Source organism: Propionivibrio sp. (assembly GCF_017995515.1).
Lineage (GTDB): Bacteria > Pseudomonadota > Gammaproteobacteria > Burkholderiales > Rhodocyclaceae > Propionivibrio.
On record NZ_JAGOIT010000094.1, the window covers coordinates 1 to 12,904 of the forward strand.

Here is a 12,904-nt window from a genome sequence, read left to right on the forward strand (position 1 = left end):
GCCGAGATCGCTCTCGCTCCAGCGCTCCGCCTCGAAGGCGTTGCGCCGCCAGCGCGAGAAGAGCGGGAAAGCCAGCAGGAAGAGGATCACCAGCACGTAGTTCGACCACGGCACCGGGTTGCCGATGACCTCGATCGTATCGACAACGCGCGGGTTGACGTTGCGATCGCCGCCCAGCTCGTACTCGACATTCAGGTAGTAGGTGCCGGCTGGTACGTTGCGGAAGGAGATCGCGTCGTCGCGGCTGCCTTCGCTCCAGCGCTCACCGCCCTCGCTGCCGCTGTAATAGCTGATCTCCTGCGCACCCTGGTACGCCTCGCCAGAGTTTTTCTCGACCAGCGTCGTGTTGAGCCCGATCCAGTTGTTGTCAACGTCCGTGCGGTGCTTCACGCGCAGCGAGCGGACCGGCGCATCCAGCACGAACTCCCTGGTCGTCAGCGCCTCGTCATTGGCCGCCGACAGCACGAGGGGTTGCTTGAGGACAACTTGCGAGGAGACGAAGAAGACGAAGAAGAGCTGCACGCAGGTCGCCGCCAGCGCCAGCGGCCAGAACAGCTGCCATACCTTGCGATGGCGCTCGTGTAACGGGTTCGGCTGGTTGGCATAGACGCCGATGCGCTTAGGCGGTAGCGCCGTAATCCCGAACGCCGCACACAAGGCCTCGGGTTCGAGGTACTCGCCCGCCGACCACGTCACCTCCTTGTCCGTCAGCTCACGCGAGAGCATGCGCGGCGGGCAGATGAAATCCTCGACAAGGCACGACTCGCCGATCGACACGCGCCAGTAAAACTCGCCTTCGACGTAGGTCACTTCCGCCATGCCGGCGCTGAAGCGCTTGAACAGTTTGCGCTGGTACGAGAACGACATCTGACCGCGCGCAACCGTGGGCGGCTTGGGCAAGGTACGGGCGAAGTTCCAATGGCCTTGGTACTCCGTAAGCCAGGCGAAGCCCGCTTCGGCATTGAACAACAGGTATTCCGACCATGCGTACTCGACGCCTTCCGAGCGGGTACTGCGGCGCAGAAAGCCGATCGCCTCCCACGCGACCCCATTCAGCGTACCCTTGCTGCCGAGCGGCAGCCAAGGAACGACCTTCATCTGCTGTGCGGCCTGTGCGAGCAACCGCACCTTGTCGTTCTCGACACCGAGGATCGAACCGCAGCTCACGCAGCCGATGCTCTCGATGGCGCCGGAATGGATGGTGAGCGGCGCCGCGCAGTGCGGGCAGTTGAAGGCGGTCGCCTTGACGACTGAACCCGGCGAAGCGTCGCCGTCCACCTTCAGGTTGGCCAGACCGAGTTCGTCGAACTGCGCCGGATAACCGACGAAGACGAGCGGCGGCGTTTCGCTGTAGTCGATCGTCACGAAACGGTCGTTGCCGCGCAGGTCGGCCGTGTTCACGTCGTAGCCGGACTCGACCTTGAACGGCAGTTCACCCGCCCCGGCAATGCAACGCGCTGTCTGCAGGTCGGCAACGAAGAAGATGCGGCCGGCGATCGTCACCGGCATTTCGGGCTTGAGCGTCTCGAACGCCGGCAGCTCGGTATCGACCGGCACCAGAGAACTGACGACGTACTCGCCGCCGGCTTCCGATAGCCAGCCGCTGCGCCCGTCGCCGAACAGAAGATGCCACTCATTCCACAGCCCGGCGTCGTACTTGAGCTGGATGCGGCCGATGACGGCAAAGTGCGTACCGCGGAAACTGCCTTCCGTACCGAGCTGGATACGCGACGGGTCGTCCATCAGCTCGGCCATGCGACCGAGGTTTTTCAGCGCCTCGCCGTCACGCAGCAGCGTACTGCGACAGAACTCGCAGACGGCGTACAGCGACGACGCCGAGCGAAAAGCGACCGGCGCGCCGCAGGAAGGACAGTGGGCGGTTTTCACGGTCGGCCGGTCGGACGCAAAAGCCGGTGCGTCAAACCAGCTTGCCCAGCAACTCGGCCTTCTTGGCGTCGAACTCCGCTTGCGAGAGGATGCCCTTGCTCACCAGCCCGTGCAGCTTTTCGAGCGTGGCGACGACCTCGTCGGCGCTCACCGCCGTTGGAGCAGGTGCCGGAGCGGGCGCGGCTCCCGGTTGCATGGCCTGCGCCATCGATTGCGCCATGCCCTGCCCGATGGTCATGCCGGCGCCCAGACCGGCGCCGATGCCGGCCATGCCGCCTTCGTTCTGTGCCGCAAGAGGTATGGCATCGGCGGTCTGGAGCTGTGTGTAGGCCTGCATGCCACCCATCATGTTCACGCTGATGCGCTTGTCGAGCATCTTCTGCAGTTCTTCGGGCAGAGAGATGTTCTGCACGACAAAGCTGTCGAGCGACAGTCCGTAGCGCTCGAACACCGGCTTCATCTTCCAGGTCAGCGCCTGAGCCAGGGCATCCTGGTTGGACGCCATGTCCACGAAGGAAACGCCCGAGTCGCCGAAGAGGTCGGTCATCGCCGCGATCACGGTATTGCGCAGCTGACCGTCGAGGTCGTCGACGCCGTAGCGGTCGCGCGTTCCGGAAATCTCCTTGTAGAACTTCGTCGGATCGGCCAGCTTGTAGGCGTAGATACCGAAGGCGCGCATGCGGATGATGCCGAAGTCCTTGTCACGCAGCGTGATCGGGTTCGGCGTGCCCCACTTGCGGTCGAGCTGCAGGCGGGTCGAGAAGAAGTAGACGTCGGACTTGAAGGGCGAGTCGAACAGCTTGTCCCAGTTCATCAGGTTGGTCAGCACCGGCAGCGTCTGCGTATTGAGCACGTAGCGCCCGGGGCCGAAGACGTCGGCAACGCGGCCTTCATTCACGAAGACGGCCATCTGCGAATCGCGCACCGTGAGCTGCGCGCCGTTCTGGATTTCGAAATCCTGCATCGGGTAGCGATAGGCGAGCACACCATCGCTCTCTTCGGTCCAGTGAATGACGTCGATGAACTGTTTCTTGATGAAATCCATGATTGCCATTTCGTTCTCCAGAAGGACTGCGATCGAGGTATCAGTAAGTCATGCACGCCGCGTTGATCAGGCCAACGGTCAGCGAGACTGCGGCGAGGAAGATCGCCGACGCCACCTTGCCGGCGGGAATATCCTGCGCGAGGCGCGGCAGGGAAAGTCGCATCGACAGGTAAGCCAGGATCTGGACGATACCGGCCACCGCGCCCCAGGCCGCGAGATCGAGCAAGGTGTCGCTATGCGCAATAACGTTGGCGACCGGCAGGGCGAAGCCGATCAGCGCGCCCGACAGGCTGATCGCCGCCGCCGTATTGCCCTGGCGGATCAGTTCGATCTCGCCGTAGGGCGTGACGTTGAGATAGACGAGCAGGAAGGCCGCGATCAGCGCGAGCGCGACAACAAAGTAGGCAAAGAAGGCGGGAAGCGAAACCAGCACTTTGGGCAGCATGGCATTTCTCCTGAGCGCGATTGATCGGTGCCGCGCGATTCGATACAGGAACAGGGGCTGGTCATTCTAGCCACGGCCCCGACGCTCCGCAGGAAACTACACTGAGGCGCCGTAGCGCACCAATCCATCGAGGATCAGATTCTCCATCAATTGGAATGGAACACTCAAGTGAGGCGCCAGGCACGGCGCCGCGCCGCCGGTCAGTAGGCAGAGCGCCTCCGACTCGTCGCGCATCGCCGCGTACATGCGCTCGATGGCGCCGATCTGCGCGTACAGGCAGCCGCTGAAAATGGCGTCGGCGGTATTGCGCGGCGCGAGCTGGAAGCGGCCATCGGCGAAGGGCAGCTGCGCCGTGTTGCGCGCCAACGAGGAACGCATCAGGTCGACGCCAGGCAGGATCAGTCCGCCGCGGAACTCGCCGCCGCCATCGATCCAGTCGACCGTCGTCGCTGTACCGGCGCAGATGACGAGGCACGCGCCCTGCACGATCCCACGCGCGCCGAGCATCGCCGCCCAGCGGTCGGCGCCGAGACGCTCAGGCGCCTCGTAGTGGTTGCGCACGCCGCAGGCCTCGGCGCTCGAGCGCAACCAGCGCACCGGCGGAAAGCGGCCGGCCAGCACGTTCGCGATCTCGTCCTCGACCAATTTTCCCGCCACGCAGCAGGCCACGACCGGGGCGCCCGCCGGCCATCCCGCCGCGCAATCGCGCAAACGCGCGGCCTCGCCGGTCGGCAACGCGCCGCGCTCGACCCAGCGCGCGCCTTCATGCACGCCCCACTTGATGCGCGTATTGCCGGCGTCGATGGCAATCGTCGTCTGCGTCGTCATTGCGGCCGGATCGACAAGTCGCCCGACAGGCAGCGCTCGACACCGTCGGCGGTACGTACGAGCAGCGCGCCATCGTCGTCCGCGCCGAGGCAGACGCCTTCCTTCAGCACACTGCCGTCGCGCAGCAGGCGCACAGGCAAATCCTGCCAGGCGTGGCGCGCCTGCCATTGCGCGCGCAACGCGGAGAACCCGTGCTCGGCAAAGCGATCAAGGACGCGCGCGAGGGCGATCAGGAGTTGCGCGAACAACTGGTGGCGCTCGGGCGGGGTCGGGACTGCGCGCGCGAGTGCGGCCGGCGGCAGGGCGAAGCCATCGGCGCTGACGATGTTCGCGGGCAGCGTCAGGTTAAGGCCGATGCCGATCACGGCCATCGCCGTGTTTGCTCCTCCGCAGGCATCGCTGCGCAGCTCGTTGTGCAGCTCAACGAGAATGCCGCCGAGTTTGGCGCCATCATGCAGGATGTCGTTCGGCCACTTCAGCTTGATCCCGGATGCGCCACAGGCTTCGAGCGCTTCGACGACGGCCAGGCCAACGGCAAGCGACAACCCGGACAGGCGTTCGAGCCCGCCGTCGAAACGCCAGAGCAGGGAAAAGGTCAGACTGGCTTCGGGCGAAGCAAGCCAGCTTCGGCCGCGACTGCCGCGCCCGGCCGTTTGCCGGTCGGCGACGAGCACGCTGCCGGAGGGTGCGCCCCGTTCGGCGCGGGCGAGCAATTCGGAATTGGTCGACGCGCATTCGGCGAGCGAATCGACATCGAAGCGGCCATGCGCGTCGCCCAGCAAAGGCTGCAGACGCGCCGGTTCGATCAGGCGACCGTTCGTCTCAGGGGGCATACGACTTCGCGGCCTCGGCGTCCATGCACTGGTAGTTCGCCCTGCACGACTTGAGCGAGCAGGCGCGCGACGTCCTCACTGCCACGAGACTGTGCCGCGCACACAGCGCCTCGGCTTTGGTGCGCACTGCCGCCTCGGCCTGATCGGTGAAGGCATGATTGAAGGCGTAGTAATTCGTCTGCCGCGTGTGTGCGAACTGATCGTCGGTCTGCAGCAGCGTGTAGTCGCTGGCACAACCAGCCAGCAGGACGGCCAGCAGCAGCGGGAAGGTCATGGGTTTCATGGGCTTTTCATCGCAAATGGCCCGCCGATGCGGACCAGAGGGGCCATTATCCCGGAAAGCCCGCTGAACGGCGATTCGCCATTCGGCCCAAGCTCAATACTCTCTATCCTGCTCCCGGCGCCGCCCGGATTGAGTCACGCGAATCCGGCGAGGAATGGGGCTCAGGCGTGTTCGCCTTCGTCGCCGCGCCCGCCCTCAAGGCCGAGGTCCTGAATCTTGCGCGTGATGGTGTTGCGCCCGATGCCAAGCGCCAGCGCGGCCTCGATACGCCGCCCGCTGGTGTGCGCAAGCGCGCGCGCGATCAGGATGCGCTCGAAGCGATTGGTCAGCTTCTCGTGCACCGAGCCATCGCCACCGGCGAGCAGACGGTCGGTTTCCTGCGCCAGCGCGCTTTCCCAGTCCGTGGCGACTGCCGTCGGCGCCGAATCGCGCAGCTCGGGCGGCAGATCGGCGAGATCGACCTGCTGCCCCGGCGCCATGACCGTCAGCCAGTGACAGATGTTTTCCAGCTGACGCACGTTGCCGGGGAAGTCGAGCGACGAGAGATGCCTGAGCGCCGCTTCGGAGAAGCGCTTGGCGTCGACACCCAGTTCCTGCGCGCTCTTCTGCAGGAAGTGGCGGGCAAGGATCGGGATGTCTTCGCGCCGCTCGCGCAGACTCGGCAGACGCACACGAATCACGTTGAGGCGGTGGAAAAGATCTTCGCGGAAGAGGTTCTCCTTGACCCGAGCCTCGAGGTTTTGGTGCGTCGCCGCGATGATGCGCACGTTGGCCTTGATCGGCGAATGGCCGCCGACGCGGTAGTAATTGCCATCCGACAAGACGCGCAGCAGCCGCGTCTGCAGCTCGGCCGGCATGTCGCCGATCTCGTCGAGGAAGAGCGTGCCGCCCTCGGCCTGCTCGAAGCGCCCGCGCCGCTGCGTCGCCGCGCCGGTAAAAGCGCCGCGCTCGTGGCCGAACAGTTCGGATTCGAGCAGGTCGCGCGGAATCGCCGCGGTGTTGATGGCGATGAAGGGCTTGTCGGCGCGCGGGCTGTGGCGATGCACGGCCCGCGCGACGAGCTCCTTGCCGGTCCCCGACTCGCCGGTGATCATCACCGTCGCGTTCGACTGACTCAAGCGGCCGATGGCGCGGAAGACCTCCTGCATCGCCGGCGCCTGGCCAAGGATTTCCGGAACCAGGCCGACGTCACTGGGGGCACCACTCTGGTGCATGCTCTCGTCGAGCGCCCGACGGATCAGTTCGAGCGCCTGATCGACGTCGAACGGCTTGGGCAGGTATTCGAAGGCGCCGCCCTGGAAGGCGGCGACTGCACTGTCGAGATCAGAGTAGGCGGTCATGATGATGACCGGCAAGGACGGGAAGCGTAGCTTGACCTGCTTCAGCAGATCCAGCCCCGATTCGCCGGGCATGCGGATGTCGGAGACCAGCACTTGCGGCGGCTCGGCACCCAGATCGAGTTGCGACAGCGCCTCGCTCGCCGAGGGGAAGCTCTTGAACGGGACCTGCTCACGCGCCAGCGTCTTTTCGAGCACCCAGCGTATCGATTTATCGTCGTCGACAATCCAGACGGGTTTCATTGAATCTCCGCACCTCTTGAATGGTATGCGCAGGCTATAGCAAATACCTTGCCATCAACCGACCCGCAACGGCCTCAAGCGCCGCCGAGCGGCATCCTGATCGAGAAACAGGTGTAGCCGGGCCGGCTTTCGCACTCGATCGTCCCCTGGTGCTGCTGCACGAAACTCTGCGCCAGCGTCAGCCCGAGCCCACTGCCGCCCTCACGTCCGGAGACCAGCGGGTAGAACATGCGCTCGCGAATGTCGTCGGGGATGCCGGGGCCGTTGTCGATCACCTGCACTTCGAGCGCCAGGCGATGCCGCTTCTTGGCCAGCGTCACCTGCCGCGCCACGCGCGTTTTCAGCGTAATCTGGCCGACCACCGGCGAACTGTTCGATTGCGCCTTGATCGCCTGCGCCGCGTTGCGCGCGATGTTGAGGATCGCCTGAATCAGCTGTTCGCGGTCGCCCACCAGATCCGGCAGACTTGTGTCGTAGTCGCGGCAGACGGTCAGCGTTTGCGGGAATTCGGCCTTCAACAGGCTGCGCACGCGTTCGAGGATCTCGTGGATATTGACCGGCCCGGGCAGCATCGGCCGATGCGGCGAGAGCAGGCGCTTCATCAGATCCTGCAGGCGGTCGGCTTCCTTGATGATGACCTGCGTGTACTCGCGCAGGCCCGGATTGTTCAGCTCGTGTTCGAGGAGTTGCGCCGCACCGCGAATGCCACCGAGCGGATTCTTGATCTCGTGCGCCAGATTGCGAATCAACTCGCGGCTGGCCAGTTGCTGCTCGAGCAGTCGCTCTTCGCGCGTGGCCTTCAATTGCTGGTCGATCGGCCACAGTTCGACGAGCAGGCGCGCGTCGGGGATTTCCGTCGGGTTGACGGTGCAGTTGAGGTGCAGCTGGAGGCCGTCGTTACGCTTGATCTCGACCGCCTGCCCCGTATGGCTCCAGCCGTGCCGGCAGGCGTTGGCCAACGCGTCCTGCAGCGTCGACGGATAGAAGACGACGCTGTCGAAGCGCATGCCGCGCACGGCCTTGCTGCTCAGTGCCAGCAGGTTTTCGGCCGCCGAGTTCATGTAACGGATGCGGAGGTCTTCGTCGAGCAGGACGACCGACGAGGACAGCAGGTCCAGCCCGCCGAACGGGTTGTGCGGATCATGTGTGGAATCAGTCATGGCCGACAGGAGCAACATTCGCGCCATGACCAGCCGTATTGACGATCACGGCAGCCGGGCTATCTCTTTCTGGATCGCCTCGATGTTGCGCTCATGCAGCGCGACCTTGTCCTTGTACGGCTGCACGCGCTCGAGCACCTTGCCGCCGGCGATGGCGCCACCCTGAAGGCGTTCTTCCGGCAGCACGACAGCCTCCTGCTCGGCCAAGGTCTTCTTCGCTTCTTCCAGATTCTTCTGCTCAGCCGCGAACTCACCCTCCAGGATGCGGCGGCGGTCGGTATCGCGCGCCTTCTGGGCGCTGTCGTCAACCTTCGGAAAACTGGCCGGGGTCGGCGTTTTTGCGGCCGGCGCCTTCGGCATAGGCACCGCGACAGGCTCGCCAAGATCCATCGCCGTGCATTTGGCGCCCTTGACCGACGACTTGATGTTGGAAAACGACTTGTGCCCGTTTTCATCGACACACTGATACATGACATCCGCCTGCACGGACGGCGCCATCAGACTCATCAAAGCGATTGCGAAAAACATCCTTGGCAAGCTCATCGTGCTCTCGTCCATTCGTCTCAAACGTATCGGGATTTGACTCGGAATGTCAGTGTATTGGATGGTCCGATGAATTACAAACGCAGCCACCTGCTCGCCGGTGGACAAAAAAAAGACGGGCAAGCCCGTCCTTTTTGTTGCTGCGCGGGGAGGCTTAGCAACTGTAGTACAGGTCAAACTCGACCGGGTGCGTGGTCATGCGAACGCGGTTGACTTCGTCCATCTTCAGTTCGATGAAGGCATCGATCCAGTCGTTGGAGAAGACGCCACCACGCGTGAGGAACTCGCGATCGACGTCGAGCGCAGCCAGCGCCTCTTCGAGGCTGGCACACACGGTCGGGATCAGCTTGTCTTCTTCCGGCGGCAGATCGTAGAGGTTCTTGTCGGCCGGATCGCCCGGGTGGATCTTGTTCTGGATGCCGTCCAGACCGGCCATCATCAGCGCGGCGAAGCACAGGTACGGGTTGGCGATCGGATCCGGGAAGCGGGTTTCGATGCGGCGCGCCTTGTCGGAGGCAACGTGCGGGATGCGGATCGAGGCGGAACGGTTCTTCGCCGAGTAGGCCAGCTTGACCGGGGCTTCGTAGTGCGGCACGAGGCGCTTGTACGAGTTGGTGCCGGGGTTGGTGATCGCGTTCAGCGCCTTGGCGTGCTTGATGATGCCGCCGATGTAGAAGAGCGCCATCTCCGAAAGACCGGCGTAGCCGTTGCCGGCGAACAGGTTCTTGCCGTCCTTCCAGATCGACTGGTGCACGTGCATGCCCGAGCCGTTGTCGCCGACGATCGGCTTCGGCATGAAGGTCGCGGTCTTGCCATACTGGTGCGCGACGTTGTGAATCACGTACTTCATCATCTGCGTCCAGTCGGCGCGCTTGACCAGCGTGCTGAACACGGTACCGATTTCGCACTGACCGGCAGTCGCCACTTCGTGGTGATGCACTTCGACCGGGATGCCGATCGATTCGAGGGTGAGCACCATTGCCGAGCGGATGTCGTGCAGGCTGTCGACCGGCGGCACCGGGAAGTAGCCGCCCTTGACGGTCGGACGATGGCCCGTGCCGCCGCCGCCTTCGGTCTTTTCACCGGTTGTCCACGCCGCTTCGTTCGAGTAGATCTTCAGGCTGCAGCCCGACATATCGACGCTCCAATCGACGGAGTCGAAGATGAAGAATTCGGGTTCCGGGCCAAAATAGGCGGTATCGCCGATACCGGTCGACTTCAAGTAAGCCTCGGCGCGGTTGGCGATCGAGCGCGGGTCGCGGTCGTAGCCGCGGCCATCGGCCGGATCAACCACGTCGCAGGTCAGAACCAGCGTCGTTTCGTCGAAGAAGGGGTCGATGTAGGCCGTCGACGGGTCAGGCATCAGTTGCATGTCCGAGGCCTGAATGCCTCTCCAGCCGGCGATCGACGAGCCGTCGAAGGCGTGACCGCTCTCGAACTTATCCTCGTCGAAGTGAGAGACTGGAACGGTCACATGCTGCTCCTTGCCACGGGTGTCGGTAAAGCGGAAGTCAACGAACTTGACGTCGTTCTCCTTGACCATCTTGATTACATTTTGCGGGCTTGCCATTTGCAAAGTCTCCTCAGCGAGTGCCGGCGACACCGGCGACAGTAGAAATTGGTGCAAGGGATGTTAGCAGAAACCATGCCAATCCACGCAGCACGAACTGTCGTTCATGCCACAGGGCATTTTGCGCCCTGCGCCGGAACCGAAGCACCAAACCAGTGCATCAAACAAGTGCAAACGCACCATTAGCGGACGGAAGGCGTTGCACTGACCAGATCGCCCGCGGTCACCCTGATCGCTCGCGCGTCTGGGTTTATACTTTAGATCCGTAACAACCACATTGTCACCGCCATGGGAAAGCTCACTGAACTACTGAACAATGCCCGGACCCGTGCTCGCGAACTCGGTCTGCCCTACGCTGGTGCCCTGACGCCAAAAGAGGCGCACGAGGTATGGAATCTGGCGCCCGGCGCCAAGCTCGTGGACGTGCGCACACGCGCCGAGTGGGATTGGGTCGGCCGCATTCCCGGGGCCGAACAGATCGAGTGGATGAGCTATCCGACCAATCAGCCGAACGCCAGCTTCCTCGCGCAACTCAAGCATCAGGTCGATCCGGAGGCGCTGGTCATGTTCATCTGCCGCAGCGGCGCCCGATCGCACAACGCTGCGTGCCTGGCCAACGAAGCGGGCTACACCGAGAGCTACAACGTGCTGGAAGGCTTCGAAGGCGACAAGGACGCCGCCGGTCATCGCGGCACAACGGGCGGTTGGCGACACGCCGGCCTGCCCTGGCAAAGCTGAACCCGAGGTGACGCGCAGCACCCCGGCGCCAACGGAGTGAAACCATTTCCTGTCGCGGCAGTCTCCCGCTCATCGGGACGCTGCCGCGACGATCATTCGAGATTTTGTAATGCAGACCACTACCATCGCCTTTGACCGCTTCAACCATCTGCAGGACGACGCCTGCCACGAGCGCATTCGCGCCGCGCGCGCGCGCCTCGGTGAGCGCGTCGTCATCCTCGGCCACCACTACCAGCGCGCCGACGTTTACCAGTACGCGGACCTGACCGGCGACTCGCTGAAGCTCTCGCGCCTCGCCTCGCAGACCGACGCCGAGCACATCGTCTTCTGCGGCGTGCACTTCATGGCCGAGGTCGCCGACTTCATGTCGAAACCGCACCAGAAAGCGATCCTGCCCGATCTCGCCGCCGGCTGTTCGATGGCCGACATGGCCAACCTGGCCAAGGTCGAGCGCTGCTGGCGGGAGTTGAATGAAGTGCTGAACGCGGATGAAGTATTCACCCCGGTCACCTACATCAACTCGGCGGCCGACCTCAAGGCTTTCTGCGGCCGGCATGGCGGCATCGTCTGCACGTCATCGAACGCCGAGAACATCGCGCGCTGGGCCTTCGGTCAGCGCGAGAAGATCCTGTTCTTCCCGGATCAGCACCTTGGGCGCTGGTCCGGTTACAAGATGGGCATCCCGCTCGACGAGATGTTCGTCTGGGACCCCGATCTCGAAATGGGCGGCCTGACGCCGGAGCAGATCCGCAAGGCGAAGCTGCTGCTGTGGAAAGGCCATTGCTCAGTACATCAGATGTTCCAGCCGGCGCACATCCTCAAGTTCCGCAACCAGCATCCGGACGGACTCGTCATCTCGCATCCTGAATCCAGCTTCGAGGTCTGCCGCCAGTCGGACTACGTCGGCTCGACCGAACACATCGTCAAGATCATCAAGGAAGCCGCACCGAACACGCGCTGGCTGGTCGGCACCGAGCTGAACCTCGTTAACCGGCTGGCCGAGGAGATGAAGCCCGAAGGCAAGATCGTCCAGTTCATGGCGCCAACCGTCTGCATGTGCTCGACGATGCAGCGCATCGACCCGCAACACCTGGCATGGACGCTGGAAAACCTGGCCGACGGTAACGTCGTCAACCAGATCAGCGTGCCGGAACACGAAGCTGAACTCGCCCGACTCGCCGTGGAGAAGATGCTCGCCGCGTCGTGAGCGTCGCCTGTGACGTGAAAAAGACTCACCTGCACATCGTCACCTACAACATCCACAAGGGGTTTTCCCAGTTCAACCGCCACATGATGGTGCACGAGCTGCGCGAGCAGTTGCGCGCGCTCGGCGCCGACATCGTCTTCCTGCAGGAAGTGCAAGGCATGCACGAGCGGCACGCCGAGGCGATCGCCAACTGGCCGGAGGAACCGCAGCACGACTTTCTCGCCGAGGATGTCTGGCAGGCGACGGCCTACGGTCGCAACGTCATCTACGACCACGGCCACCACGGGAACGCGATTCTCTCGCGCTACCCGATCGTCCACGCGCACAACCAGGACGTCACGCATCTGCGCTTCGAGCGGCGCGGCCTGCTGCACTGCTCGATCAAGCTGCCCGAAGAGCCGCCACTGCACTGCGTCTGCGTCCACCTGTCGCTGTTCGCGCGTTCGCGGCGCAGGCAAATGGATGCGCTCGCCCAGTATCTCGAAGACATCGCCGAGGCCGAGTCACGACTGATCATCGCCGGCGATTTCAACGACTGGCGCAACGAGGCCGACGAACTCCTGGCGCAACGGCTCGGTCTGAGCGAAGTATTCGCCGGTGCCGGTGGCGACGCCAACGCGCCGGGACGCAGCTATCCGGCGAAACTCCCGCTGCTTCGCCTCGACCGCATCTACGTACGCGGCCTGTCGGTCGCCAGCGCAGCTGTCCATAGCGGCTCGCCCTGGTCGAAGATCTCCGACCACGCCGCGCTCTCGGCGCACCTTCTCCGCAAACGCCGCTAAACC

Annotated in this window: 13 protein-coding genes; 3 read left to right on the forward strand and 10 right to left on the reverse strand. The window is 63.9% G+C overall.

Annotation, left to right across the window (positions count from 1 at the left end):
* The 10 genes from KBA32_RS13685 to glnA form a co-directional block, all read right to left on the reverse strand.
* Positions 1–1,887, reverse strand: a 1,887-nt coding sequence (locus KBA32_RS13685; protein WP_294359824.1) for a DUF4178 domain-containing protein, incomplete at its 3' end; no start/stop codon positions are given.
* Between the two features lie 31 nt (positions 1,888–1,918).
* Positions 1,919–2,941, reverse strand: a complete 1,023-nt coding sequence (locus KBA32_RS13690; protein WP_294359826.1) for an SPFH domain-containing protein — start codon at positions 2,939–2,941, stop codon at positions 1,919–1,921.
* 31 nt (positions 2,942–2,972) lie between these two features.
* Positions 2,973–3,377, reverse strand: a complete 405-nt coding sequence (locus KBA32_RS13695; protein WP_294359827.1) for a DUF350 domain-containing protein — start codon at positions 3,375–3,377, stop codon at positions 2,973–2,975.
* Between the two features lie 96 nt (positions 3,378–3,473).
* On the reverse strand, positions 3,474–4,205 hold the full coding sequence (locus KBA32_RS13700; protein WP_294359829.1) for a type III pantothenate kinase: 732 nt from the start codon (positions 4,203–4,205) through the stop codon (positions 3,474–3,476).
* On the reverse strand, positions 4,202–5,038 hold the full coding sequence (locus tag KBA32_RS13705; protein WP_294359831.1) for a biotin--[acetyl-CoA-carboxylase] ligase: 837 nt from the start codon (positions 5,036–5,038) through the stop codon (positions 4,202–4,204). Before KBA32_RS13705 ends, KBA32_RS13700 begins: the two co-directional genes overlap by 4 nt.
* On the reverse strand, positions 5,028–5,321 hold the full coding sequence (locus KBA32_RS13710; RefSeq protein ID WP_294359832.1) for a hypothetical protein: 294 nt from the start codon (positions 5,319–5,321) through the stop codon (positions 5,028–5,030). Before KBA32_RS13710 ends, KBA32_RS13705 begins: the two co-directional genes overlap by 11 nt.
* Positions 5,322–5,482: 161 nt before the next feature.
* Positions 5,483–6,901, reverse strand: coding sequence for a nitrogen regulation protein NR(I) (gene ntrC, locus KBA32_RS13715; protein ID WP_294359833.1), 1,419 nt, complete (start codon positions 6,899–6,901; stop codon positions 5,483–5,485).
* Between the two features lie 74 nt (positions 6,902–6,975).
* Entirely contained in the window at positions 6,976–8,061 is a 1,086-nt protein-coding gene (gene glnL, locus KBA32_RS13720; protein WP_294359834.1) for a nitrogen regulation protein NR(II), read from the reverse strand.
* Between the two features lie 45 nt (positions 8,062–8,106).
* Positions 8,107–8,727: a DUF4124 domain-containing protein gene (locus KBA32_RS13725; protein ID WP_294359836.1), complete on the reverse strand. Its 621-nt coding sequence runs from the start codon at positions 8,725–8,727 to the stop codon at positions 8,107–8,109.
* Between the two features lie 31 nt (positions 8,728–8,758).
* Positions 8,759–10,174, reverse strand: coding sequence for a type I glutamate--ammonia ligase (gene glnA / locus KBA32_RS13730; RefSeq protein ID WP_294359837.1), 1,416 nt, complete (start codon positions 10,172–10,174; stop codon positions 8,759–8,761).
* A 288-nt stretch (positions 10,175–10,462) separates the two neighbouring features.
* On the opposite strand from glnA, the gene KBA32_RS13735 reads away from it, so the two are divergent.
* The 3 genes from KBA32_RS13735 (at position 10,463) to KBA32_RS13745 (ending at position 12,901) form a co-directional block, all read left to right on the forward strand.
* The gene (locus KBA32_RS13735; protein ID WP_294359839.1) at positions 10,463–10,912 is read left to right on the forward strand and encodes a rhodanese-like domain-containing protein; all 450 of its coding nucleotides are present in this window, start codon (positions 10,463–10,465) and stop codon (positions 10,910–10,912) included.
* Between the two features lie 109 nt (positions 10,913–11,021).
* Positions 11,022–12,119, forward strand: coding sequence for a quinolinate synthase NadA (gene nadA / locus KBA32_RS13740; protein WP_294359842.1), 1,098 nt, complete (start codon positions 11,022–11,024; stop codon positions 12,117–12,119).
* A 14-nt stretch (positions 12,120–12,133) separates the two neighbouring features.
* The gene (locus tag KBA32_RS13745; RefSeq protein ID WP_294359844.1) at positions 12,134–12,901 is read left to right on the forward strand and encodes an endonuclease/exonuclease/phosphatase family protein; all 768 of its coding nucleotides are present in this window, start codon (positions 12,134–12,136) and stop codon (positions 12,899–12,901) included.
* Positions 12,902–12,904: the final 3 nt, after the last annotated feature.